Raw genomic sequence first — 25222 nt, 5'->3', positions numbered from 1 at the left:
ATTACCTGTCTTCTGCGAGAATCTGCCGGAAATACAGATGGCGGAAATTATGGCTGGTGGTGACAAAAATCGGCAACATCGCGGCTCCCGTCACCGCCGCATCCTCAATCAGCGTTGCGGGCAAAAGCCGTGGTAATGCTCTGTCACGCCGAGCCGATGGTGTGGGGCGGAGCGGATAGGCGCGATCCACCAGCCGTTCCACCAGCGCACGGGGAAGGGCGCCGCCCACGGCAATAAACCCGGGATCGAACATCACTTCTATGACCGCGCAGACATCGCGCAGGACACTGGCTGCCGAGGCCAGCCAATCCATTAACCGATGATCACGCCGCTCCAGCAGGTGCAAAATGCTCTGCTCGTCCATCGACATTTCCGATAGGCCGCAGGCGCTAGCAAGCCCGCCAATAGACAGAACGCCGCCCTGAACAGGACTGCCGGGATTATCGGGCCAGACCGGATTGGCGCCAAGGCCAAGGATGGGCAACAGCCCGATTTCTCCGGCATTTCCGCCAACACCCTTGAAGGGATAGCCATCAATTATCAGCCCAGCACCGGCACCATGGCCGATGTAGAAATAGGCAAACGACGCTTCCTTGGCATCGTGGCGGTGAAGGCGCTCGCCAATGGCTGCTGCCGTTCCGTCATTCTCGACCAATACGGCAAAGCCGGTCAGGCGTTGCAGGTCTTCGGCAAAGGATGCGTCGCGCCAGGCCTCCCAATGCTGCATGGAAAAATCGAAGTCATAGACATCGGAGCCGAATGTGGGCAACACCAGACCAAGGCCCCAGATGCGCTCCGCAGGCAGGGCATTGTCGTGCAGCAATGTTGTTATGGTTTGCGCCAGCATCCGCAGGGTCAAGTCGGGGTCGGCCGTATCGCATCGCATCGATTTGCGGGCGCGTTCCTGCCGTTTCAGGTCAAACACCAGAATATGACACTGGTTGCGATCCAGATGGACCCCGATTGAAAAGCCCGCTTCGGCATTGGCCTCCAAATAGATTTGCGGCTGCCCACGCAGACCGGAGGAGCGCCCGGCCTCGACGATCAATTCCTGCTCGAGCAGTTCGCGGGTGATGGACGAAATGGTTTGGGGTTTCAGCCCGACAATGGCTGAAATCTCCACCCGGCTGATGGGGCCACGCTGGAAAATCGTTTCAAACACCAGACGACGATTGTGAATGCGGGCATCTTCAATCCGGCTGCCCGCGATAATGTCCTCACCGTCGCGGGCAAAGCCTCCATCAAACCGATCCAGAAGTGTCACGGCTGTTCCTTCGTCCTATTGTCGCACGCCACTCTCGGTATGGATGTTAAATCCCAAGCTCACGCAAGACCTGCCGGTTGTGGCGCGCAATCGGAAAGGGCTTCTCCGGAGGGCAGGGATACATATCCTGTTCATAAACGGCATAGCCATCAAACCCACGGGTTGCAAGAAAATCCCGAACTTCAGCAAAATCCACCATGCCCTTGTCCAGTTCGCACATAACGCCCGACTGGAAGCCCTCAATGAAGTTGATGTTGTTTTGGCGTATGTGCGCCAGCAAAACGGGATCAACGTTCTTGAAGTGGTAGTAGGGAATACGGTCCGCATAGCGCTTCATAAAGGCCACGGCATCCGCACCCGTATAGGCATGATGGCCAAAATCGAAGCAAAGGCCGACGCTCTCTTCCGGCGTTTCTTCCAGAAGGCGGATGACTTCGGCTTCCGTTTCCACGCCGGAGCCGACATGCGGATGAAACACGAAGGATAGTCCATGCTCTTCAGTGACATAATGGGCCGCATCCTTGACGTTGCGGATCATCGATGCCCAGTCTTGCGGGGAAAGCGCGCGGCTTTTGCCGGGCAGGGGCAGGTCTGAATCATCCATCAGCACCACCCACTCAGCCTTCATGGCCTTCAAAAGACCGCAGGTCTGCTCTAGCCTTGGGCGCAGGGTTTCCATTGCGTCTGCGGGGGCAAGCAGATGCACAAGCGCTGATCCGCATACGCTCAATCCACGGCTACCAAGGGCATCCGTCAAATGAGATGGATCGGTGGGCAGATAGCCCCATGGCCCGGTCTCCGTTGACGTGAAGCCGGAGTCTCGCACCTCGTCCAGATAGCGCTCCCAAGGGGTCTGCCGCGGATCGTCTGCATACCAGACGCCCCAGGCGTCCGGCGCTGTTGCAAGCTTCATAATCGACTCCATTGATTATTAAATCTACAGCGACACCTTAATTGATCTGTTTTGAAATCAAAAGAGCGCTGCATCAAAAATGATATTTTCTTGATAATTGGTCAAAACAAAGCAAATTCAAACATTAAGCTGTTCCGACTCTCTAAATCCTGCGTCTGAGCCGTTCATTCCCGGCAAAACCTCCCTTGATATAATCATCATTGTGTATTTAATTCGCTCTGAAATATCGATTGCATATTGAGAACTGTTGAAGGCGGGAAATCCTATGGTGAAGCTTGGTCTTGTTGGTCTTGGAGAAGTGGCGCAGTTGATCCATCTGCCGATTTTGCAGAGACTGACGGAAATGTTCACGCTTGCGGGCGCTTACGATCCGTCCCCCAGTGTGGCCCGGTCGATTTCGACCCGGTGGGGCATTGAGCGCGTATATGATAGCGTCGATGCGATGATTGCCTCGCCGGATATTGATGCACTTCTGATCATGAGCCCGGATCAATACCATGGTCGTCATGCCCGTGCGGCCTTGAAGGCTGATAAGCATGTCCTGATTGAGAAGCCCTGCTGCCTGACGAGGGAGGATCTGGCCGCACTCAGTGACGTGGCCGAACAGACGGATTGCGTTGCCATGGTTGGGTATATGCGCCGATTTGCACCGGCGTTTGTGGAGGCGAAAAACCGGTTACCGACCCTTGCTGATATCACCTATGTCCGTGTCCGGGATGTCATCTGCGAAGGCCCCTGGTATTTTCGCCAGACAGATACGGTTGTCACACCCAAGGACGATATTCCGACAAGTCTTATAGAGGAAAGCCGTCAGTTGCGCGGCGCGATGATGGACAGCGTGCTTGGCCCGAATGCACCCGCTGAACTTCAGACCGCTTATTCTGTGCTGACGGGGCTGTCCTCTCATTCCCTATCGGCCATGCGTGATCTGCTGGGCAGTCCCAAGCGCGTGATAGCCGCCGAGATCAAACAGGGTGGCAGCCAGATCACGGCGCTCTTTGACTACGGCCATTTTACCGCAATTTATGAATGCATGATCGGTGATGTCGTGCGCTTTGAAGCCGGTTTCGAGATCAACTCCCGCTACAATCGTCTGGCCTTTGAATATCCAACCCCTTACATCCGCAATCTGCCGATGGTGCTGGATGTTCAGAATTCAACGGATCACGATAACAGCCTCACCCGGCTTGGTCCCTTTTATCAAGACCCCTTTGATGTCGAACTGAGAGCCTTTCATGCGGCGGTAACGCAAGGAGGCGAGAACCGAACGCCACCATCAGATTCCATGGCGGATCTCGATCTGTTTGCCGCCATTATCGCAGCGACACGCAAGACGGAGTGATGATTGCAACGTCTGATATCGCGATGACCGATCCACCCAGGTTCGGTCATTCTTGCCGAGCTTGATGTTTTCCATCTGCCTGGTTTCCGCCTCGTGTTTCTTGGAGGCCGCAGTATAGACTTCCCCTAGCAATTCCAGCGTCCTTTGTACGTTTTATAAAACGCACAAAGGACGCTGTAAGCCTTTGAGTATGCGGTAAAATTGCATAGGCTAATCGCCGACAGGTTAACGTCACGATACCGGTTTTTAAAAATCCGTTGTCATCGATATTTTAACGGTCAACGGGGCACCTTGCGTTACGGTGCCGAAGCTCGCCACACCTGACCAGTAGTTCTTGTTGAAGACGTTTTCGACTTCGGCGCGGAAGGTAACGGGTCGCTCCTTGATTGTTGTCTTGTAGCGCGCGCCGAGATCAAGGCGCGTCCATGCCGGTAGTTTTTGGATATTGGCGGTATCGGCATATTGTTTGCCGGTGTGGATGACGTTGCCCGTCAGGGTGAAGCCGCTCAGGAATGGGGTATCCCATTCTGCACCGAGGTTTGCGAGGACTTTCGGCACGCCGATGGGGTCATTGCCTTGCGTCGAGGCATTGTTGGTTTTCGTCAACTCGCCCCGTATGAACGTAACGCCGCCAAGCAGTCTCACGGTGTCGGTCAACTCGCCGAACGCCGACAGTTCAAGACCCCGGTTACGCTGCTCTCCACCGCGCTCGAAAACCAGATCGCTGCCACGCGTCTCCAAAACACCAAACGGCTTTTCGATCTGGAAAAGACTGGCCGTGAGCGTCACCGGACCGGTGTCTATCTTGGTTCCCACTTCATATTGCTTGGATTTATAGGGGCTGAGGGTTTCGCCTGCGTTTACGGCGGTTGTCGGAGCCGTTTCCCCGATGCTCAACCCTTCCGCATAGTTTGCATATAGCGATACATTGTCCCACGGCTTAACCACAAAACCAACCATGGGTGTTATTGCGCTCGCGTCGGAAGAGGATGTTACAGCGCCAGTTGTCGAGCTGTAGTTTTCGGAATCGATGTGTTGAAACCGCCCGCCAACCATCAATTGCGCCCGCTCATCCCATATGGACATTGTATCGGATAAAGCCACACCGTAGAATTCGCTTTCCGTTACTTTCGGTAGGCTGGACGGCTTGGCCACAAATTGCTCCTCGCGATCAACCGGATTATACAGATTGGTGGTTTGGGCCGTACCGGAATTGGAGCCGCGCGACAGCCATTGCAGCATATAATTGGCCTGCAATGTCACGGAATGCTCGATGATGCCGGTGTCGAACTGTCCGCGAGTGCCGATTTCTGCGGTTCGTCTCTGCACATCAAAAATATAATGCTGCGGTACGATGCTGACATTGCCGGCAGAGTTCGTAATTGTGGGCGTGCCAAACAGACGCTCGACGTTTGACTTCCCACCACCAACGGCGCCAAACACGGTCACGTCCTCGCTGAGGTCATATTCAACACGCCCCAGCGTGGAAAACTCCCGGGTTGCTGACCATTCCCAGGACTCCTGCACATTCAGGCGATTGACGGGTGCACTCGGCAGTTTAATGCCGGCTGTGGGATAGAATGGGCGTTGTGGCGCATCATAATGTTCATATTGATTGATGACATCGAGCGTTGCGCGCAGATTTTCTCCTTCATAGTCCAGCGCAACCGCGCCGACATAGGCAAAACGAGAAAGATCATCGATAGTGCCGTCACCACCTTGAACACTACCATTCAGCCGGACGCCAAATTGCCGTTCACTGCCATAGCGGCGGCTGATATCCACATGCGTTCCAACCTGGAGATCCGATTCATAGCTGGTGGTGACACGGGTCAGGTCCGTATCCAGGGCGCGCTTTGGAACAATATTGATGGTTCCGCCCACGCCCCCATTGGGAGAAATGCCGTAAAGAAACGAGGTTGGTCCTTTCAGCACCTCCACGGATTCCGCATAGTCGGTAAAAACGCGATAGTTCGGTGCGACGCCGAACACGCCATCAAATGCAATTTCACCAAAGTTGCCATCACCGATTGGAAATCCACGGATATAGAAGGAGTCGACAATACCACCGGACGGATGCGTATTGCGCACCGATGCGTCACTCTCCATCACATCGCCAACCGTTGACGCTCCCTTATCCTCTATGGCTTTCGCAGTATATCCGCTGGTGCTGAAGGGCGTATCCATGAAACTGCGATTGCCCAGACTGCCCAGTCGCGCGCTGCGGGTGGCCATGCCGCCTGCATAGGGCTCACTCTGTTTTCCGATGGTTGCGTTGGACGAGGATGATTGCCCCTCAACAACAATTTGCTCGAGAACGGTGTCTTCTTCTGCCTGAGCAACCGTGCCGAGGGACGCAATAATTGCGCTCATGGCAACGCCGCTTTTAAAACCGATCATGTCAGAAGCCCTCACCAGAACCGGTTCGTTGGCCTTGCACCAAGCCCGGAAAATACCCACTGGGAGATGTCGCTATTGAACATGAATTAAAGAGTCAAGATTTAACTTGATCCAAGCCGGATTAGTAGGCTTCTCATATCCTATTGTTTATACGCATTGTTTTTTCAGATTGAAAATTGACATCAACCGAAAACCTCTGCATGCTTAAATATGATTAATATAGTCATATTTTTGAAAGCGGCGATTTTCACCTGGGAGACTGTAGTCGATGCCCTATCACTTTGCCTCGCCCGAAAGCCTTGTCGTCACCGAAGAAGTCGACCAAAACATCGTTGATAAATTGCGCGAAACCATTTTACGGCAGAAGATCTGGACATGCCCTATTGCGGTCGAGCGCAGTCGATTGCTCGTGCTGGACGGGCATCACCGGCTTGAGGTCGCAAAGCAGCTTGATCTCGCCATCGTTCCTGTTGTTCTGCTGGATTACGAGCGTGTATCTGTTACGAGTTGGCGGCCTGAAGAATGCATCATGCCAGAGGATATTTTTGCCATGGCGCGTTCCGGCAGAAAATTTCCGATCAAAACGACACGTCACATCTTCGCGGAGGATTACCCGGAATGCGATGTGCCGCTCTCAGTGTTGGCTGGGATGGTGACAACCGTGGATTTGGCAAGTCAGGGCAACAGAGCCGCGCTGTCATGATGCCCTGCTTGAAAAGAATTGGCCGACCCGGTCCGTTCTCAGCATGCATCTCCAGCGATATAGCGACTATCGGGTGGAGCATGAATTGCCCAATCCTCTGGTTGGCCGATAATGCTTAAAGACTTCCCCATGCTCAAGGCAAGTACGCCTGTGTTTCTGCTGCTGTTTGCGCTCCAGTTCATTTCCATGGGAGCCATGGAAATGAGCGGTCCCTTCTGGCCGCTGCAGATCAGAGTGCTCAGCCCGTCCGACATGGTGTTTGGGCTGGCAAGCATTGGGGTCTATATAGGGCCCATGCTTGGCATTTCCCTGACCAGCGCATTCTGGGGACGCATGGGAGACCGCTATGGCAATCGCTTGATGATGGTGCGGGCCTTGGCCGGGCTGGCGATCACCCAGCTTCTGATTGCTTTAGCCCAGGATGTCTGGATCATTCTGTTTCTGCGGTTTTTACAAGGGGCTTTCGCGGGCTATATTGCTCCTGCGCAAGCCTATGCCGTGCAGGTCAACAGCGGACGTGATCGCGCCAATCTGTTCGCCTGGTTGCAGGTGGCGACCAATGTCGGTTCGCTGGGCGGCGCATTTGCGGGCGGCCTCATTCTGGATGCAATGCCATTCGCAGCCGTTAATATCGCGGCGGGGGTCGTCTGTAGTCTATGTGCTGTCATTGCCTGGGCGACATTGCCAATCCCACCCATCAAACAGAAGGCACCGCGCGCAGCTTCAGGCGCACTCACCCCGGACCATTCGGAAAGTTCTGCGTCGGTTGTCGGGTTGATGGTGTTGATTTGCACATTGCTGGCCAGCCGGATGGTGCTGCAAGTGCCATTTGCGCTCTACATGACCCAGGTTTTCGGCGCAGACCACTGGGTTATTGGCCTCAGTTACGGGCTCATGGCGTGTGGTTTTGTCATTGGTGCTCCCCTCTGGGCGCGTCTGTTCAAAACGCGCAGTCTTGGGTTTGTGTTGGCAGCAAACACTGCGATCGCTATTGCCTGCGCCTGCGTCACACTGATAGCGGGCTACACAACCGTCGTTCCAGTTTTTGCAGGATTATACTTTCTCTGGGGCATTCTGCTTGGCGGCACAACACCGGTTCTGACCTCCCGTCTTTCCCAGGCCACATCCTTCACGCGGCAGGGCGAAATTTTAGGCCGTGCGCAAAGCTGGCAGCAAATCGCGTCCATTCTGGGAATCGCAGCCGGTGTTGGGTCCATGCAGCTTTGGGGTGCTGACGCCGCATTTCCCCTGGTATCGGCGTGTTACGTCCTGTCGTTTTTTATCGGCCTGTCACTCTTGCTCAAACGCGGCCCATTGCCCAACCGTATAGGATAGAATCGTGATAAAACTGGCCATTACACTCTTTGCAGTCCTGCTGTCGTGTCTTGTCGCTCAGATATCATCGGCTTCGGCGCAAGAACCAGCGGCCCAGACATCCGATGCAGCAACAATACCGCATCGCATCAGCGTGACGGATATTGCTGGCCGGCAGATCTCATTGACTGTGCCTGTCCATCGCATGTTGCTGGGCGAGGGGCGGCAGCTCTATCTTGTCGCGTCACTGGACTCCAGGGATCCCCTGTCGTTTTTGGCGGGGTGGAAAAATGACCTCATTGAAGCCGACCCCGCGACCTATGCCCAATATGTCGCGAAGTTTCCGAAACTCGCCCAACTGCCAACCTTTGGCGGCAAGGAAGCAGGGCTGATCGATCTTGAGTCAGCGATTGTTCAAAAGCCTGATGTGGTGCTTTTGAATCTCGAAACCCAACGCGCCAGCAAGGAGACCGACTATATCGAAAAGCTGGAATCCCTGGGAATACCGGTTCTTTATATCGATTTCCGTCATCAACCCCTTCAAAATACCGAGCCGACGATCCGCCTTTTAAGCAAGATCATGGGCCGTGAAAAACGCGCCGAAGAGATCATTGCCTTCAGGAAGAAAGCGTTGGCGCAAGTGACTGATGTCATCGAGCAAAAAAAGCCCGCGCGACCGAATGTCTTTGTCGAGCGGATTGGCGGTTATGCGGATGATTGCTGCCTCACCTTTGGCAATGAGAATTTTGGCCGCTATGTCGAAATCGCCGGGGGACACAATATCGGCGGCGATTTTCTTCCTGGAACCTTTGGACAGTTGAACCCGGAGCAAGTGATTGCCGCCGACCCGGATCAGGTCGTGGTCACCAGCGCCAATTGGGAAGCCTATGTTCCGGGAGGACACTGGATACCCTTGGGACCGGGTGCCAACAGACAGGAAGCCGAACGAAAACTGGAATGGTTCACGACCAGAAATGCCTATATTGGCACGAAAGCGGTCAAGAATCGCAGTTTTCATGGCATTTGGCATCAATTCTACAACAGCCCTTACGAATTCATCGCCATACAACAAATCGCCAAATGGCTTCATCCCGATTTGTTTGCCAATCTCGAACCAGACGAGACATTCAGGGAATATCACCGTCTTTTTCTGCCTATCGAATACAAATCTGGCTATAGCATAAGCCTTTCTCCTTGAGAATAAGGCTTGCTCCAGCTTGCGATTTGCACTTTTTGACGCGGCGCCTGGTGGGGGGCAAACGCCTGCCGCAATCCCAAAAAGCCCTGCGCACGGAACCACTCCATCTCATCACGGAGGGTTTGGATGACCTTGACGTGCCCCCGTATTCTGGCCGCTCCTGCGGCTCTGGAATGGCTTCAGGTCGGCCCGGCCGCTCGACCAGCAGCTTATGGATGCCGTTGGCCGCATGGGAGGACACACCTATGCCCGCACCCGTGACCAGGTCGATATCAAGACGTTGACGCCTCAGGAATGGGAGAGACGGAAGATTGGCGACTCGCTGACAGCAGAATAGGCGGCACAGAAGGCTCTGCGGGGAGGACGATTTGGTGCGCCTCATGGTTTCACAAGGCGCACCGAAAACGAATTATCCAAGGAACTCGATCAGATCTCGATTGAGCCGGTCTGGAGCCGTGGCAAACAGGCCGTGAGGCTCACCTTCGTATTCGATAAGTTTGGCACCTGCGATCCCACTCGCGGCTGCTCGACCTGCGGGGTCAATCGGTACGGTCTTATCTGCCGTGCCATGGATGACCAGTGTGGGGATGGTGAACGCGGCAAGATCCGGCCTGAAATCGGTTTTACCAAATGCATCGACACAATCAATTGTCGCTTTGGGGCTGGCCATGACACCGAGAATGAATGACCAATCCAGTACGCCCTGGCTCACCGGACTGCTGACCAGACCGACGCCGTAGAAGGTCTTGGCAAAGCTCTGGAGAAACGCAAACCGGTCTTTGCGGATGTCCTTCTTCATACCCTCAAATACGCTGGCGTCGACACCATCAGGATTGCTTGCATCCTTGAGAAGATACGGCGCCACAGAGGCAACCAGCACCGCCTTGGAGACCTTTGAAGCCCCGTGTCGCGACAGATAGCGGGCGATCTCGCCCCCACCCATGGAAAAGCCGACGAGCGATACATCCTGAAGGTCGAGGCTATCGATCACGCTGGCGAGATCATCGGCAAACGTGTCGTAATTGTAGCCATCGGCTGGATGCCCTGACTGACCAAAGCCCCGACGGTCGTAAGTGATGACGCGAAAGCCCGCCTCCAGCAGAGCGAGTGTCTGATATTCGAACATATCGCCGGTCAAGGGCCATCCATGGATAAGCACCACCGGGCGGCCTTTCCCCATGTCCTTTACGTGCAATTTTGTACCATCTTTCGCTTCGATAAAAGCCATCCTGAACCTCCTTTGATGATGGCAGGCAAACGCCATGAGCAGGTTCCTGTTCCATCTCAAGAGCATTTCCAGGAAAAGTGTGAAGCGGTTTTACGTTCGCAAATGCGTAAAACAAAGACCTGGAGCATTAACGCGATTCAACGACACGCGGAAATGATCTGGGCTCGATTTTGCCTCGCAGCTCGTCGGTTTACCGGCTGCGCACGCGGTGCCGGTTCGCGACTGCGGCACCGCGTTGGTCACAGCACGCTCCGATCAGGGCTTACAATGGCCAGGACCGTCTGGATGTTGAAAGCGAGGCCTCTTTCCAAGGCCGCCCGCGTCATCATTCGCTGTCCGTAGACGATAGAACTGGTGGCTTGGTTGGTGAAATAGTAGTAACAGATCGAGGTGATCGTCAGGCTCAGTTGGATCGGATCAATTCCACGACGAAAGGTGCCATCCGCCTCACCACGCCGCAGGATGTCATCGACGAGTGGCCGAGAACTGGCGGCGCCTTCCAAGATGGTGCGGGATTTTTTGAAGTGGATGGCTTTCAACTGGTTCTCGGAATTCAGGATGGTAATGAATTCCGGGTGTTTGTTGATTTCCACTGAGAACTGACCCGGTAGCTCAGGATATTTCCATCGAGAATTGACCCATGTTTGAACCTTGCCCTGCGTGTTTTCAGCGGGGGCTACGGAGTGATCGACATGGCGTTACTGAGCGTGATCCGACGCTGGCATTTTCGAGACCACATATCGATCCGGGAGATTGGTCGCAGAACCGGCCTATCCCGGAACACCATCCGCAAGTATCTCCGTCTTGGTGGCGTGGAACTATCGTTCAAGGCGCCGGAGCGGCCGAGCAAGCTTGATCCTTTTGCCGACGGGCTGTCAGCGTGGCTGCGGACGGAAGCCAAAAAGAACCGGAAGCAGCGGCGCAACCTGAAGCAATTACATGGCGATCTGATGAGCCTTGGCTACGAGGGATCGTATGGTCGGGTTGCTGCGTTTGCTCGGGAATGGAAAGCTAATCTGCAAAGAGAGCTGCAGACCACGGGGCGTGGGACGTTCGTTCCGCTGGCCTTTGATCCGGGTGAGGCCTTCCAGTTTGACTGGTCGGAAGACTGGGCAATCATCGGCAATGAGCGCACCAAACTGCAGGTGGCCCATACAAAGCTTAGCTATTCCAGGGCGTTCATCGTCCGAGCGTATCTTTTGCAGACGCACGAGATGCTGTTCGATGCCCATAACCACGCGTTCCGTGTCTTCGGCGGGGTGCCACGGCGCGGCATCTACGACAACATGCGCACGGCCATCGACAAGATTGGACGCGGCAAGGAGCGCGACGTCAACATCCGCTTCATGGCAATGGCCAGCCACTACCTCTATGAGCCGGAGTTCTGCAATCCGGCGTCTGGTTGGGAGAAAGGCCAGGTCGAGAAGAACGTTCAGGATTCGCGCCATCGGTTCTTTCAACCGACACCACGCTTTCCATCGTTGGAAGCCCTGAACGACTGGCTGGAGCTTCGATGCAAGGAGGTTTGGCAGCAGACCCCGCACGGAAAGATGCGTGGCACGATCGCTGACCTCCTGGCCGAGGAAACACAAGCTCTGATGCCAACGACGCGTGTCTTCGATGGTTTTGTCGAGCATACCAAACGGGTGTCCCCGACTTGCCTGGTTCACTTCGATCGCAATCGCTACAGCGTTCCGGCATCCTTCGCCAATCGACCCGTCAGCATTCGGGTTTATCCAGACCGTATCGTTGTTGCAGCGGAGGGTCTGATCATATGCGAGCACCCTCGCATCATCAGCCGTTCGTATGACGGGCCTGGGCAGACGGTTTACGATTGGCGGCACTATCTTTCGGTCGTGCAGCGCAAACCCGGCGCTCTTCGCAATGGTGCGCCGTTTGTCGAGCTTCCCGAAGCCTTCAGAACGTTGCAGCAACACCTGCTCAAAAAGCCGGGCGGTGATCGTGAGATGGTCGATATCCTGGCGCTTGTTCTCCAGCACGACGAACAGGCAGTGCTATCGGCAGTCGATATGGCTTTGACGTCCGGAGTTCCGACCAAGACCCATGTGCTGAACCTGCTGCATCGCCTGGTCGATGGCAAATCCTCGACGCCACCGACGATCGACGCGCCGCAAGCTCTTACACTTGCCAACGAGCCCAGGGCCAATGTCGAACGCTACGATTCCCTGAGGAAGACTGCGGAGGTCCGCCATGCGTCATAACCCAGCCAGCGGCGCGATCGTTATCATGCTGCGCCAACTCAAGATGCACGGCATGGCTCAGGCAATCGGTGAGCTCACCGAACAGGGATCACCAGCTTTTGAGGCTGCCATTCCTATTCTGTCGCAACTGCTCAAAGCGGAAACGGCAGAGCGGGAGGTCAGATCAACCGCCTATCAGCTCAAGATCGCTCGCTTCGCGGCCTATCGCGATCTCAACGGCTTCGACTTCTCGAGCAGCGCGTCTATACCAAGCTGGCTTTGTCGAGGAGGGGTTGATGCGCAGCGCGTTGCGCTACCCGGATGGCCGTCGCACCGATTTGCTTTTGATGGCGCTTCTGCGCGACGACTGGCTGGGAGGGGCTTCAGTGCTGGTTCGTTAGAGTTTCCAAGGGAAAAGTGGAACCCGGTTTTCCCCTGACAAACTCTAGGTTTCGATCCGGACTGGAATTGCTTTCGATGCTGGTGTCTTTGACATCTCGTCATGATGGTCAATGGCGTTCAGCACGTTTGCTTCAGGATAATAGGCGCCGATCGTTCCTTTTGGCAGATTATGAGCGGTCACAGTCAAGCCACCAAGCGCTCGGCGAATGCCGTCGCCGAAATCGCTGACGAGCGTGACAACCTGCCCGGGTTTCAGTCCCGATGTCGCGATGTCACTTTCGCACATCAACAGGACATCGCGCGTACCCTCTATGCCGCGAAAGCGGTCGGAGTAACCATAGATTGTCGTGTTGAACTGATCGTTTGATCGCATTGTTACAAGTCTGAACCGGCCGTCGGCATCCTCGAAGGACAGCGCATTCATTTGGCTGGGCGTTGTGAAGACAGCCTTCTTTTCCTCGGTTTTCCAGACGCGCTCATGAGCTGCATTGCCGCGATAAAATCCGCCCGGCTGGAACATGCGCGCATTATAGTCCTTGAAGTCCTCGGGATAGGTCGCTTCGATCAGGTCTCGCACCAGGCTATAGTCACCTTGCCATTCATCCCATTTCAGTTTCGGCCTTACGGCAAGCGTCGCCTTTGCAATGCCGGCGACGATCGCCAGTTCGCTCTTCAAATGTTTGGAGGCAGGAGGTCTTTTGCCGATTGATCCAGAAATATGGGAGAAGCTATCCTCGATGGATACGGATTGATTTCCTGTGGTCTGCTCATCTATCTCTGCACGCGACAGGCAGGGCAGGATATAGGCCTGCTTGCCAGGAAAAAGATGGCTCCGGTTTAGTTTGGTGGAGACCATCACAGTCAGCTCTTGGCGAGCCCAGGCGCGTTCCATCTCCTTTTGATCTGGTACGGCGCGGACAAGATTGCCTCCCAGCGAAATGAAGGCTTTGATCTTGCCAGCCATCAACCCTTTCACGGCATCGACAATGGTCGTGCCGTCCTCGGTCGGAGGATCGAAATCGAAGAGTTCCTTCAACGTGTCCATGGGAATAAGCTTGGTCTTTTCAGCGATTCCGACGGTTCGTTGGCCTTGTACATTCGAATGGCCCCGAACCGGACAGCAGCCAGCCCCTTCGCGCCCTATATTGCCGCGCAGAAGCAGCAGATTGACCAGCATGGCCACATTAATCGCGCCTTGTGAATGCTGCGTCAGGCCCATGCCGTAGACACCGATGACCCTCTCCGCGCTGATATAGATTTCGCCGGCACGCCGGATTGCCGCCTCGGTCAGACCGCTTTCACGCTCGATATCGGCCCAGTTCGACGTTCTGACCAGGGCGATGAACCTATCGAATCCTGTCGTGTGCTCATCGATGAACGCCACATCAAGCACGCGCTTGTGTCCATTGGCCACCGCTGCGTCGTCAGCTTCGATGATAACCTTGCAGAGACCGAGTATTGCAGAAATGTCCCCACCGGCCCGGACTTGAAGATACTCGTCTGAAATCTGCGTTTCGCGCCCCGTCAGCATGTCAACAGGGCTTTGTGGATTGACGAATGATACCAGCCCCTGTTCGACAACCGGGTTGAATGTGACGATGCGCGCACCGCGCTGCTTGGCCTCCTGCAATGGGTGAAGAAAGCGCGGACTGTTCGATCCCGGGTTCTGGCCGAAAAAGAAGAATGCGTCGGCCTTCTCCAGGTCTTCCCAGACGATCGTGCCAACAGGCGAGCCGATAACCTTCTGAAGCCCGACCGACGTCGTCTCGTGGCACATGTTGGAACTCTGGGGCAGGTTGTTGTTGCCGTAGACCCGCGCAAGCAGGGCGTAGAGATAGGATGCTTCAAGACCGGCATGGCCGGAAGAGTAGAAGACGACGCTCTCGCGCGGCAAGGATTTCAACGTCGTGCCGATTGCAGAGAAGACTTCGTCCCACGTCACCTCAACATAACGGTCCGTTCCAGCGTCATAGCGAAGAGGATGCGTCAGCCGTCCGGTCTGTTCGAGGTCATAGTCTTTCCAGTTCCTGAGCTCGGCAACGGTGTGACTGTTCCAGAAATCAGGCGTACAGCACGCGCTGGTCAAATCCGAGATCGTTGCCTTGGCACCGTTTTCGCAGAACTCGAAGGGATGGTAGTTTGCAGGTTTTGGCCACGCGCAGGAAACGCACATAAGCCCGGCTGGCTTATTCTGGCGGAAAAGTGTTTCAAGGATCGCGGGGGAGGGTTTGTTGTCGCCCAGCATACGGGCGATCGACTTTACCGATCCCCAGCCACCAGCGGGACCTTCGGCTTCCGGGTTTTTGATAGGGTCGGCCATGACGGGCCTTTCTTTTAATGTGAGGTTAGGAGAAGAGGCGGCTTTAAAACAGACATGCCTCCAAATGGATCGGGATCGACAGCTGGCTACTGGCGCGGCTCATGGAACGGACAACCATTGAACTTTGCCCTGAACTCTGCCGAGTGCTGATAGGTGTCCTTGCGGACGCGGTTGATGCCGCCGAGAGGCTGATGATCCGCAAGGCCAGTCCAGACGCTAAACCGCATCTCTTCATCGACCTTCTGCACCTTCGTATCGCTCCAGCTGTCTTGCGGTTTGGAGGTCACAGTGGCGACGGTCACGAACGGCGCTTCCTCTTCCATCCACTCCACAGTCGGGTCTTCGATCGGCTGCATTTCGACGTCACGACAGAGTTGCACCTGGAATTCCCATTCCCCATGGGTGTCCTGCATCTCCGCCTGCACGGTCTCACGGATCGCATCGTCGCGAACGCTGACATCGATTTCCGTTCCGGTCCGCTTCGTCAAATCGGGTGAGACAGGTTTCAGTCGAAACTTGGCGACATAGTCACCGTAGCGGAATGGGGTGACGCTGAAATATGTCTCTCCAAGCGGATCGACATTCGGCGCGCCGCCGAGAGACTGAATAGCCGGGCTGGAAACGCCGACAGCCTCGAGACCTTTGTTGACGGTTTGAAGCACGCTCGACAACACAGTCTTGGTACCTTCCATTTTGTCCGTCGTCCGGGCAAGTAGCTTGAGGCTGGAGAGAAATTTCTCGGGATTGGGTGCCTGGAAGACCGGACCATTCACCATCACAAAGTCCTGCGTATCGCCGTTTGCGTCCGGCAAACGGAGGCCCTCGACCCCGACGACCTTGATGGCCAAACCACGCGGAAGAGCGACAGCGTCGGGCAGGATATCGCCAGCGTTTGTTGAGAGACGCATATAGACCGGATATTCACCGGCTTTGGCAAACAGGCCCTGGGCGAGTTCGGGCGGCAAGCCATCCTTGACGATCATCGTGCCTTCAAGAATTCCATGTGCCTTGGCATGCACGGAGCGCACGGCATGGCCGTAGTCTTCGGCGGTCTTTTCGAGGATGATGTCGAATTGGTTGATGAGAGCGGAGACGGTCTCCTGTTCTCCCGGTTTGACAATTTCGAGGTCCGGGGAATAACGGACAGGCGTGACTGCTGTCATATGTCGCTCCTTTAAAAACCAAAGAACGTCACGGACGGGGGATGGTTCCAGCAATCCCGAACCTGAAAGCCCCCGTAAAGGCGACCATATGCCGTTGAAATTTATGCGGTGGACCGCACCTTGGAGGGAGCACTTCCTGCGCTAAAGGCCTGGGCTTGAGGGTGTTTGGAGTGATGTCCTGCGACGGTTCATTGAAAATGACTCTGCGGGTTCTCGCCTCAGTTTGCCGTGCACTATGTCGTGATCGTCTGACCATCCCATGAGATCGATTGCCAAGAAAGAAGACATCCTTTCGCACGGCTGGCTTTCTGCCAGGAAACGAGACTTAAAGGGCGCGATCTGCCACGGCCTGATAATCTTTCCCTGAAATGGCGCCGCTTGAAATCGCTCATTAAAAGTGTCGCTGAAAATTGCCCACGCTCCTTGGTGCATCAACGTGGCAAATTATCGCGTGAATTAAGTTCCATAAGATACCTTATGGAACTCCAACTGTAAGCGCGCGGTCGAGATCAAAAAAATAGAACCGCCTAGTGCACCTCTGAACGGGGGACACATCGTATGGCATCAGATGACGTTAAGCAGCGAGAGTTGGGGGAATCAAATCGCTTCGCCCTGGTTTTTTGTGTGGAGGAAGGCATCATTCGGATGCCCCGCGTCAAACATCGCAGCCGGCCACGGACGTCCCTAATTTACACTGGGCCTGACGGTTCGATCCCTGCCGCTTGAACGCATGCCCGTGCTAATGCGTTCGTGGGATCGACAAGAAATGGAGCAAGGTCGCTCGAAATGTCTGCGAGTGCTAATGGTATTTCCGTGCATGCCATGGCAATGACGGTACAGCCTGCATCTATTAGTAAACGGGCCTGCGCATCAAGGATTTTGGATGCGTAAGCCAACTGGCCTGCCTTAACCAAACGTATGGCGTGCATTACATTTGACTGCGATTGCGGGTCTGGCGCTACATAAGCATAGCCACGGCTCGACAGTCTCTTCTGATAGACTCCCGCTTGTATCGTCCCTGTTGTAGCAAGGAGTCCAACAACGCCTTTGCTACGCCCAGAGGATTCAAATTCGTCCACAACAGCGTCGACGATATGCAGGATTGGAAGCTTAGTTTCTTGTTGCAAGGCGGCATGCCAGTAGTGAGCCGTGTTGCACGGGATTGCGATAAAGTCTGCGCCGCCGCGCTCCAAGCCGACCAAAGCTTTTTTCATGTGAGGATACGGATCTTCGCCGATCCCGATGATAGCAGAAGAGCGGTCAGGTGTACGCGTAGCCGAAGACACGATGGTTTCGATATGATCCTGATCGCACGAGGCGGGCGTATTTTCTATAAGTTTCGTCAGAAAATCCACTGTCGCGAGGGGACCCATGCCGCCAAGAACACCAAGCATTTTATACTCTCCGTTAATTGGAGAATGATGCGATTAGGTCCGAGCAAAATCCAATGCTGTGTGTGCAGCACCCATTCGAGATATGCATAGTTCTGAGACTATTTAGAACTAACGGACTGCGCAGATCCCCATACCTTCTCAACAGCTGCTCGGGTCCGTCGGGCACTACGATACAGGCGGATTTCCAGGGGTATCTCGGCCGGCAGCGACAATAGTTTTTTGGTGGCAAGTTCTTCTTCGGCAAGGCTCCTCGGAAGCCATGCGAGTCCATGTCCCTCAATGGCCATACGCTTAAGTGCGTCAGCCATTGAATTTTCATTGGTATGGGCGACTCGGATCGCTGGGGCGCCACCTTGCGCGTGAGCGAACGAAGAGACACGACCAAGAAACGAGTTTGCAGCGTAGCCGAGCAATGGAAATGTATTGGCGTCACCGCGGCCAAGTGAGGGACTATAGACTGCCGTGAAGTTGTCCTTGCCGACGATGATGTAAGGATATTGATCAGGATCGAGGGGCACCGGAACACAGGGATGGTGGTACGTTAGGAGAAAATCATAGCTACCCTCTACCAGTGCTTGAAGGCAATTGTGATAATCATCCGGCAAAAGCCGACTTTCTACCGGCCCGATCTTTTTTCTATTTGCCGAAACCATGCAGGAAAAAATACAAGTGACAATGTATGAAGGGCTGCTATAGAAACCATCTGCTTGTTTGGCCGTGATATTGCTCCAAGATGATATCGACTTCCGTGCAGCATCCTCACGGTTTCTTCAGCAGTCTCTAGGAACTGAAGCCCCTCGTTGGTGAGGGCCGTTGGATAGGTACTGCGATCGACTAACAATACTCCTAGCCATTGCTCCAAACCTTGAATCCGACGGCTGAACGCCGATTGTGTCACGTTCCGTTCCGCAGATGCTTTTGAGAAGCTGTGAGTTCGAGCCAGACACAAGAAATCCTCCAGCCATTTCAGCTCCATTGACTTTCTCCCACTTGATCAACGACCCCACACATTCGGTTTGAGAGATGATTTTCTACGCACTGAAAGCAACGCAAGCATTCGCTATGCTTCATGCGCATAGCGCATAACCTGTTCCAGTTCAGCATTGGACGGCCCAGCAGTTTAAGGAGACAACCGACGCCGGCCAGACATGACAGAGCTGATGCCACTTGGTTGACGTCAATTTAAGGATCTTCGAATGACCCGAAACCTGAGAACTGAATACGATCTGCTTGGAGCGTGTCAAGTCCCGGCGGCTGCGTACTATGGCATTCATACACATAGAGCGATTGAAAACTTTGCAATAACAGGTCGCAAAATTTCCAGCTTTCCGCATTTCATAGCGGCCCTTGCATCGATCAAGGAAGCCGCCGCAGTTAGCAATCTGAAACTGGGGCTTCTCGATGCAAAACGAGCGCGTGCGATTATGTCCGCCTGCCGTGCTGTCCGCGCAGGGATGCTCGACAGCCATTTTCTGGTCGACGTAATTCAGGGAGGTGCTGGAACCTCCAGTAACATAAATGCCAATGAAGTCATCGCCAACAAAGCTTTGGAGATTGGACACCTCTAAAAACCTCCCCATTTTCCGCGTTTCATGATTCAATCCGGCCAGTGTGATTTTCTGGGAGCGGATGATGCGTGGGCAACCGGGCTTTTGGGATTTGGATGATCGTTACGAACGGCTGAGTGCCGTCGGCGATCCGCTGGAGAAGCTCAACAGCATCATTCCATGGGCGATATTTGAAAAACCTTTAGCGAAGGCGCTGAAGCGGTCCGACGGATCGAAGGGTGGACGTCCACCATTTCCGTCGGTTCTGATGTTTAAAATCCTGGTGCTGCAAGCGCTTTATAATCTCTCCGACGACCAAGCAGAGTTTGTTATCCAGGACCGGCTGTCGTTTATGCGTTTCCTTGGCCTTTCCCTTTCGCAGAAGGTGCCGGATGCCAAGACGATCTGGCTGTTCCGAGAGAGTTTGGTGCGTGCAGGTGCCATTGATAATCTGTTTGCCCGTTTCGACAAGCATCTCTCACGTTCCGGATATCTGGCCAAAGGCGGGCAGATCGTTGACGCCACGATCATCCAGGCTCCCAAGCAACATAACAGCCAGGACGAGAAAGACGCGATCAAGGCCGGCGAAATCCCTGAGGACTGGAAGGATAAACCCGCCAGGCTGGCCCAGAAGGACCGCGACGCGCGATGGACAGTGAAGTATTCCAAGGCGAAACGGCCAACGGAGACGCCGACGTCGACGACGACTGGCCAGCACGATATTGCCATTCCAATGTTTGGTTACAAAAACCATGCAGGCATCGACCGAGCCCATGGCTTTATCCGGGGATGGACGGTGACGAGTGCGAGCGCCCATGACGGAGCCCAGCTTCGAAACGTAGTGACCAAAGACAATACCGCGTCGACGGTCTGGGCCGATACGGCCTATCGCTCCAAGACCAACGAGGAATGGTTGCAGGACAATGGCCTAAAGTCCGACATCCATCAGAAGAAGCCAAAGGGCAAACCCATGCCGGAGGCGATGTCGCGCGCCAACGGCCGTCGTTCGAAGGTCCGCTCCGCCATCGAACATGTCTTTGCGCGGCAGAAGGACAAGATGAAGCTCTTCGTGCGCACCATCGGAATCAGCCGAGCGAGGGTGAAGATCGGCATGGCCAATATCACCTACAACATGCTTCGCTATGTCTGGCTGACTGGAAAACCACGGACCGCATAACGCGCAGCTGGCCGGAAGGCCGAAATGCATGCCGCAGATGCGGCAATCATCACAAAAAATGGGCGATCATCCGCGCGAGTTCATCGCGGAAATACATCCACGGCACCATCTTGCCAACTGCGACCGGTAAATCGAGGTGTCCGATTCTGGGCTACGAAAAAGGCTCGTACTCTAACTTGCATCCGAACGAACACGTTAACATGAGCCAGAGCACCAACGACGTATATCCGACCGCCCTTAAGATCGCCGCCTTCAATAATGTCCTCGGCCTCCTGGAAGCGATGGACATACTGCGGCTTTCCTTCGAACGGAAGGCAGAGGAATTTTCCGATGTAATAAAGATGGGCCGAACCCAGCTTCAGGACGCCGTACCTATGACGCTCGGTCAAGAATTTCTCTCCTACGCTATAATGCTTGGCGAAGATCAAGATCGTCTGCGTGAAGCTGCCTTTCTCCTCCACGAGATCAATATGGGCGGTACCGCCATCGGCACAGGTATAAACTCCCATCCAGATTATGCGCGGCTTGTTTGCTTGAATCTGAGCGAGATTACCGGGTTGCCCTTGAAGACCGCGCCAAATCTTATCGAAGCAACACAGGACTGTGGCGTCTTCGTACACCTTTCAGGCGTTTTGAAGCGGATTGCAGTGAAAATCTCCAAAGTTTGCAATGACCTGCGGCTGTTGTCGAGTGGGCCAAGAACCGGTTTTAATGAGATCACACTTCCGGCCGTTCAAGCTGGATCTTCCATCATGCCCGGCAAGATAAACCCCGTCATACCCGAGGTCGTCAACCAAGTGGCTTTTGAGGTGATCGGGAACGATCTCACGATAACCTTCGCAGCGGAAGGTGGGCAGCTCCAGCTCAATGCCTTTGAACCGATCATTGCGTATAGTTTGTTCAAAAGCATTGATCATCTGCGTGCGGCCTTTTTGACACTAGAAAGTCGCTGCATCAGCGGGATCACAGCGAACCGCGAGCATTTAAGATCGAATGTGGAGAATTCCATCGGCCTGGCAACCGCGCTCAATTCCTATATTGGCTACCAGGCCGCGACTGCTTTGGCTGTAGAAGCGCTTTCCTCCGGAAAAGGCATTGCCGAGCTTGTACTTGAGCATCGTCTGTTGCCGGCACAGAAGCTCGCCGAGATTCTAATGCCCGAGGCGCTTACCAAACCCCAGCGGGTAGGCCCTGACACCTAAATGATAGGCGGCGCTGCATGACGTATACGATTGAAAGATTCTGAAAACTCACGAGCGCCGCAAATCGGTTAGAAGAAAATCACGATATTGCTTCAGTAATGGGGTCCGAAATGACATCGAAAGCGGCTTTGAGTAGAGCCTGCGTGTACGGTTCTTGGGGAGCAGCGAAAATATCTTTAGCACTTCCGCGCTCAACAACTCTGCCGGATTTCATGACGATGATTTCCTCGCAAAGGGCCTTCACTACTTTGAGATCATGGCTGATAAACAAATACGCAAGGTTGTGTTTTCTCTGCAGATCCCGCAATAAATCGATGATTTGCGCTTGAATTGACATATCGAGAGCAGATGTCGGCTCATCGAGGACGACGAATTTCGGCTTTAGAACCATAGCGCGCGCAATTGCAATGCGCTGCCTTTGACCTCCAGAAAATTCATGCGGGTAGCGCTCCTGCACGCCTGGATCGAGCCCGACTTCGATGAGGATCGATTCAGTCAATCTCTGCCGCTCTGCTGCCGATGTCCCGATGCCGTGGATGCGCAACCCTTCACCAATAATATTTGAAACCGATTTGCGCGGGCTAAGGGATCCGTAAGGATCCTGGAACACCACCTGGATTTCCCGGCGTAGCGCGCGCAATTCTTCTTTGCCGAGGGCAAGGAGATCCTTGCCCTTATAGCTCATCGAGCCTTGGCAATCGATGAGCCTTAGAATAGCGTTGCCGAGAGTTGACTTTCCAGAGCCACTCTCCCCGACAACGCCCACAGTTTGTCCCTGCCTAACTTTCAGATCAATGCCATCCACCGCTTTGACATGGGCGACCGTGCGGTTGAAGAATCCTGCCCTGATATTGAACCAAACCTTCAGGTCTCGTGCTTCGAGGATGACAGGAGCATCAGCAGCGGCGAAAACGGGTTGACCCTTTGGTTCGGAATCCAGGAGCTGGCGGGTGTAGGCATGTTGTGGGCGCATGAAGATCTCGGCAGTCGTGCCGGCTTCAACGATCTCCCCTTTATTCATTACACAGACGCGGTCCGCCACCTTTCGAACGACACCGAGATCGTGGGTGATTAGAAGCATCGCCATGCCAAATCGTTTCTGTAGACTAGCGAGTAGCTCCAAGATTTGCGCCTGGACCGTCACATCGAGAGTGGTCGTCGGCTCATCAGCGATTAGAAGATCCGGCTCGTTCGCAAGCGCCATTGCGATCATGATACGCTGCCGCTGGCCGCCAGACAGCTCGTGAGGATACGCGTTCATACGTCTTTCCGGCGTAGGCAGGCGCACCAGCTTCAGCAGTTCAATGATGCGTTCGCGGGCCTTTTCCCCGCGAATGTTTTTGTGTAGCGCTAGCACCTCAGCAATTTGCTTCTCCACCGTCTGAAGTGGATTGAGAGAGGTCATGGGTTCCTGGAAGATCATTGCGATTCTGTTGCCACGGATCATCTCCAGATCTTTCTCAGTAGCGTTCATCAACTCCCGACCGGCAAAACAGATGCTTCCGGCCTGCTCATTCGAGACGGCATAAGGGAGCAGCTGCAAGATGGAGAGCGCCGTAATCGATTTACCTGATCCAGATTCACCAACGAGAGCCAGAGTTTCTTCCCTCTCCAGATGAAGGGTAACGCCTCTCACGGCAGCAATAGTGCTGTCAGGCGTACGAAAATTAATGCGAAGATCCTTGATATCCAGCAACGCTGCTTTGGGCTTGGAATATGCCATGTTCATCGTTTTTCCAATTCGCAATATAGGACATCGGAACCAAATCCGCCCCGACGCCAGTTAGAAACACATGCTTGCCACTCTGCTTTGGTGAGGCCTGGAGGAGCTGCACCAATCCACCAGGACCTTGTCATTGCCGGGTCGTTGCCAAGCTCTACGGCTTCGTAACCTGATCGAACCTAACGGCCTCATCACTGTAGACCTGAAGACCCTTGAGGCCCTTAGCGACGCCGATGAGTTGAACTTGGTCAAAAAGCACGAGAGCAGACGGGTTCTCGTTCCAGACAATGTTCTGGATGTCACCGTAGGTTTTCATGCGTGAGGCGTATTCGAGATCGCGGGATGCCTTGTCAAGAAGCGCATCAACTACAGGATTATTATAACCCGACAGATTCGAGTCGCTCTTACTTGAAAGTTTTCGGCGCAAACGCCAGTCTGCGTTAGTGATACTGGTGCCCAGCATCCACAGATTTGCATCGTCACTACCCTTTCCCGTACCCTTGCCAGGTTCCGGGCGATAAAGTGTCTTTTGGTAGCTTGCCCATTCCCAAACCTTGAACTCGGTCTCAAAGCCCAAGTCGTTCAGGCTGCCCTGAACGACTTCGGCAACCGTCTTGTCCTTCATGTACCGGCCAGCAGGAGTCCAGATGACGATTTTGTCCTTGAAGCCGCTGGGATAGACTTCCGCTACCAGCTTGCGAGCTTTCTCAATATCGTAGGAATAGGCGTTCTGTTTGGCGCGTCCCTGGACCCCTTCGGGGAAGATACCTTCCGGTGATTTGCCGTATCCTTGGAGGATTGTCTTGATTAGTGCGTCACGGTTGATGGCGTAGTTTACAGCCTGCCTGACGCGCGGATCATTGAAAGGCGGCTTGGTAGCGTTGAGATCGAACGAGATCTGAAAAGAACTCGGCTCGACCACAAGATCCGTTGCTTTATGCTGCTTGATTTCGTCGGCGGATCGGGAGCGAGACTGAGAGCGATGTCGGCATTTCCCGTTTCAAGCTCAATGACGCGAGCGCTGCCTTCGGGCACAGGGCGGAAGGTTATGGTATCAGCCTTTCCAGCCGCATCGAAATAATTGGGGTTGCGTTTCAGGACGACTTTTTGTCCCGGGATCCACTCCGCGAGGCTATACGGCCCGGTACCTACTGGGTTCCGCGAATAGGCGCGACCATTCTTCTGTACAGCAACCGGACTGCTGATCGATGAATAGGGCTCCGCAAGTACCTCTAGCAACGTCGGCGACGGTTTCTTTGTGGTTATTTCGACAGTGGAGTCATCAATGACAGTAACTTTGGCAATGTCCTCAAATAGGGAGCGGTTGGGTGAACCCAGGGCAGGATCGTTGATGCGGTCGAGATTAAACTTCACCGCTTCCGCATTGAATGAAGTATCATCCTGAAACGTAACACCTTTTCGCAGCTTGAAGGTCCACTTTAGGCCATCAGCGGATTTGCTCCAGGATTCTGCTAGATCTGGCACGATCTCGCTGAGTTTCGTGTCCTTCCACCGCACCAGCTTGTTAAAGATGTGACCGTAAACGACCTGCGAGGGTCTGTTGCGCGCCACGGCAGGGTCGAGCGTATCAACGTCCGATCCCTGGACTACGCGTAGATCAAATTCCGCCCGGGCTGTAGCGGTGATCGTTGTCGTGCTGAATAGCGCAATGCTGACAGTCAGGCAGCAGCGCTGTGTCAAAGTGAAGATACTTGGCATTGGTTCCCCTTA

17 protein-coding genes and 5 pseudogenes are annotated in these 25222 nt (G+C 54.4%); 10 read left to right on the top strand and 12 right to left on the bottom strand.

Annotated features, from left to right (window positions below; all coding sequences use genetic code 11):
* Position 1: 1 nt before the first annotated feature.
* Together V6582_RS02430 and V6582_RS02425 are read right to left on the bottom strand one after the other, a co-directional pair.
* The gene (locus V6582_RS02430) at positions 2-1264 is read right to left on the bottom strand and encodes an ROK family protein (protein ID WP_337739397.1); all 1263 of its coding nucleotides are present in this window, start codon (positions 1262-1264) and stop codon (positions 2-4) included.
* Between the two features lie 46 nt (positions 1265-1310).
* Positions 1311-2177, bottom strand: coding sequence for a sugar phosphate isomerase/epimerase family protein (locus tag V6582_RS02425; RefSeq protein WP_234889875.1), 867 nt, complete (start codon positions 2175-2177; stop codon positions 1311-1313).
* Between the two features lie 265 nt (positions 2178-2442).
* On the opposite strand from V6582_RS02425, the gene V6582_RS02420 reads away from it, so the two are divergent.
* Positions 2443-3519: a Gfo/Idh/MocA family protein gene (locus V6582_RS02420; RefSeq protein WP_156634626.1), complete on the top strand. Its 1077-nt coding sequence runs from the start codon at positions 2443-2445 to the stop codon at positions 3517-3519.
* Positions 3520-3765: 246 nt separating this feature from the next.
* Here V6582_RS02420 and V6582_RS02415 read toward each other — a convergent pair whose 3' ends face one another.
* Positions 3766-5892 carry a TonB-dependent receptor gene (locus tag V6582_RS02415; protein ID WP_234889876.1) on the bottom strand — a complete coding sequence of 709 codons (2127 nt, stop codon included), beginning with the start codon at positions 5890-5892 and terminating at the stop codon, positions 3766-3768.
* Between the two features lie 295 nt (positions 5893-6187).
* Between V6582_RS02415 and V6582_RS02410 the strand changes: the two genes are divergently transcribed.
* The 4 genes and pseudogenes from V6582_RS02410 to V6582_RS02395 form a co-directional block, all read left to right on the top strand.
* The gene (locus V6582_RS02410; RefSeq protein WP_156634628.1) at positions 6188-6622 is read left to right on the top strand and encodes a ParB N-terminal domain-containing protein; all 435 of its coding nucleotides are present in this window, start codon (positions 6188-6190) and stop codon (positions 6620-6622) included.
* A gap of 129 nt (positions 6623-6751) precedes the next feature.
* The gene (locus tag V6582_RS02405; protein ID WP_234889877.1) at positions 6752-7957 is read left to right on the top strand and encodes an MFS transporter; all 1206 of its coding nucleotides are present in this window, start codon (positions 6752-6754) and stop codon (positions 7955-7957) included.
* A gap of 4 nt (positions 7958-7961) precedes the next feature.
* Complete coding sequence (locus tag V6582_RS02400; protein WP_337739398.1) at positions 7962-9134, top strand: ABC transporter substrate-binding protein; 1173 nt, start codon at positions 7962-7964, stop codon at positions 9132-9134.
* Between the two features lie 141 nt (positions 9135-9275).
* Positions 9276-9471: pseudogene (locus tag V6582_RS02395) on the top strand (flavin reductase family protein); the annotation flags it as partial.
* A 72-nt stretch (positions 9472-9543) separates the two neighbouring features.
* Here the strand turns inward: V6582_RS02395 and V6582_RS02390 are convergent.
* The gene (locus tag V6582_RS02390) at positions 9544-10362 is read right to left on the bottom strand and encodes an alpha/beta fold hydrolase (protein WP_156634630.1); all 819 of its coding nucleotides are present in this window, start codon (positions 10360-10362) and stop codon (positions 9544-9546) included.
* A 239-nt stretch (positions 10363-10601) separates the two neighbouring features.
* Positions 10602-10955 carry a hypothetical protein gene (locus tag V6582_RS02385; RefSeq protein WP_337739399.1) on the bottom strand — a complete coding sequence of 118 codons (354 nt, stop codon included), beginning with the start codon at positions 10953-10955 and terminating at the stop codon, positions 10602-10604.
* 99 nt (positions 10956-11054) lie between these two features.
* On the opposite strand from V6582_RS02385, the gene istA reads away from it, so the two are divergent.
* A complete protein-coding gene (gene istA / locus V6582_RS02380) occupies positions 11055-12584 on the top strand; it encodes an IS21 family transposase (protein WP_156634631.1) in 1530 nt (509 codons plus the stop codon).
* A pseudogene (locus V6582_RS02375) lies at positions 12574-12822 on the top strand (ATP-binding protein); the annotation flags it as partial. The gene istA and the pseudogene V6582_RS02375, both read left to right, overlap by 11 nt.
* Positions 12823-13008: 186 nt before the next feature.
* On the opposite strand, the gene V6582_RS02370 reads toward V6582_RS02375, so the two are convergent.
* The 5 genes from V6582_RS02370 to V6582_RS02350 all read right to left on the bottom strand — a co-directional run bounded on the left by V6582_RS02370 (position 13009) and on the right by V6582_RS02350 (position 18818).
* On the bottom strand, positions 13009-15285 hold the full coding sequence (locus V6582_RS02370) for an FdhF/YdeP family oxidoreductase (RefSeq protein WP_156634632.1): 2277 nt from the start codon (positions 15283-15285) through the stop codon (positions 13009-13011).
* An 86-nt stretch (positions 15286-15371) separates the two neighbouring features.
* A complete protein-coding gene (locus V6582_RS02365) occupies positions 15372-16448 on the bottom strand; it encodes a catalase family protein (protein WP_156634633.1) in 1077 nt (358 codons plus the stop codon).
* Between the two features lie 689 nt (positions 16449-17137).
* A complete protein-coding gene (locus tag V6582_RS02360; protein ID WP_156634634.1) occupies positions 17138-17842 on the bottom strand; it encodes an aspartate/glutamate racemase family protein in 705 nt (234 codons plus the stop codon).
* A gap of 98 nt (positions 17843-17940) precedes the next feature.
* Entirely contained in the window at positions 17941-18495 is a 555-nt protein-coding gene (locus V6582_RS02355; protein WP_432706304.1) for a LysR substrate-binding domain-containing protein, read from the bottom strand.
* Positions 18459-18818, bottom strand: coding sequence for a LysR family transcriptional regulator (locus tag V6582_RS02350; RefSeq protein WP_349508855.1), 360 nt, complete (start codon positions 18816-18818; stop codon positions 18459-18461). The genes V6582_RS02355 and V6582_RS02350 overlap by 37 nt, the downstream gene beginning before the upstream one ends.
* 220 nt (positions 18819-19038) lie before the next feature.
* Between V6582_RS02350 and V6582_RS02345 the strand changes: the two are divergent.
* From V6582_RS02345 to V6582_RS02335, 3 genes and pseudogenes are all read left to right on the top strand, one after another.
* Positions 19039-19404: pseudogene (locus tag V6582_RS02345) on the top strand (lyase family protein); the annotation flags it as partial.
* Positions 19405-19474: 70 nt separating this feature from the next.
* Positions 19475-20566 carry an IS5 family transposase gene (locus V6582_RS02340; protein WP_349508847.1) on the top strand — a complete coding sequence of 364 codons (1092 nt, stop codon included), beginning with the start codon at positions 19475-19477 and terminating at the stop codon, positions 20564-20566.
* A gap of 143 nt (positions 20567-20709) precedes the next feature.
* Positions 20710-21768, top strand: a pseudogene (locus V6582_RS02335) (aspartate ammonia-lyase); the annotation flags it as partial.
* A 79-nt stretch (positions 21769-21847) separates the two neighbouring features.
* On the opposite strand, the gene V6582_RS02330 reads toward V6582_RS02335, so the two are convergent.
* Positions 21848-23491, bottom strand: coding sequence for an ABC transporter ATP-binding protein (locus V6582_RS02330; protein ID WP_156634879.1), 1644 nt, complete (start codon positions 23489-23491; stop codon positions 21848-21850).
* A gap of 154 nt (positions 23492-23645) precedes the next feature.
* Positions 23646-25210: pseudogene (locus V6582_RS02325) on the bottom strand (ABC transporter substrate-binding protein).
* Positions 25211-25222 lie beyond the last annotated feature (12 nt).

The organism is Agrobacterium vitis (genome assembly GCF_037039395.1).
Classification (GTDB): Bacteria; Pseudomonadota; Alphaproteobacteria; order Rhizobiales; family Rhizobiaceae; genus Allorhizobium; species Allorhizobium vitis_E.
This window is presented reverse-complemented; position numbering and strand designations above follow the sequence as displayed.

Coding starts and splice junctions, on each gene's coding strand:
- V6582_RS02330 (WP_156634879.1), bottom strand. CDS start 23,491: ATGGCATATTCCAAGCCCAAAGCAGCGTTGCTGGATATCAAGGATCTT.
- V6582_RS02405 (WP_234889877.1), top strand. CDS start 6,752: ATGCTCAAGGCAAGTACGCCTGTGTTTCTGCTGCTGTTTGCGCTCCAG.
- V6582_RS02415 (WP_234889876.1), bottom strand. CDS start 5,892: ATGAGCGCAATTATTGCGTCCCTCGGCACGGTTGCTCAGGCAGAAGAA.
- V6582_RS02390 (WP_156634630.1), bottom strand. CDS start 10,362: ATGGCTTTTATCGAAGCGAAAGATGGTACAAAATTGCACGTAAAGGAC.
- V6582_RS02420 (WP_156634626.1), top strand. CDS start 2,443: ATGGTGAAGCTTGGTCTTGTTGGTCTTGGAGAAGTGGCGCAGTTGATC.
- istA (WP_156634631.1), top strand. CDS start 11,055: ATGGCGTTACTGAGCGTGATCCGACGCTGGCATTTTCGAGACCACATA.
- V6582_RS02365 (WP_156634633.1), bottom strand. CDS start 16,448: ATGACAGCAGTCACGCCTGTCCGTTATTCCCCGGACCTCGAAATTGTC.
- V6582_RS02350 (WP_349508855.1), bottom strand. CDS start 18,818: ATGGAGCTGAAATGGCTGGAGGATTTCTTGTGTCTGGCTCGAACTCAC.
- V6582_RS02410 (WP_156634628.1), top strand. CDS start 6,188: ATGCCCTATCACTTTGCCTCGCCCGAAAGCCTTGTCGTCACCGAAGAA.
- V6582_RS02340 (WP_349508847.1), top strand. CDS start 19,475: ATGCGTGGGCAACCGGGCTTTTGGGATTTGGATGATCGTTACGAACGG.
- V6582_RS02355 (WP_432706304.1), bottom strand. CDS start 18,495: ATGGTTTCGGCAAATAGAAAAAAGATCGGGCCGGTAGAAAGTCGGCTT.
- V6582_RS02360 (WP_156634634.1), bottom strand. CDS start 17,842: ATGCTTGGTGTTCTTGGCGGCATGGGTCCCCTCGCGACAGTGGATTTT.
- V6582_RS02425 (WP_234889875.1), bottom strand. CDS start 2,177: ATGAAGCTTGCAACAGCGCCGGACGCCTGGGGCGTCTGGTATGCAGAC.
- V6582_RS02370 (WP_156634632.1), bottom strand. CDS start 15,285: ATGGCCGACCCTATCAAAAACCCGGAAGCCGAAGGTCCCGCTGGTGGC.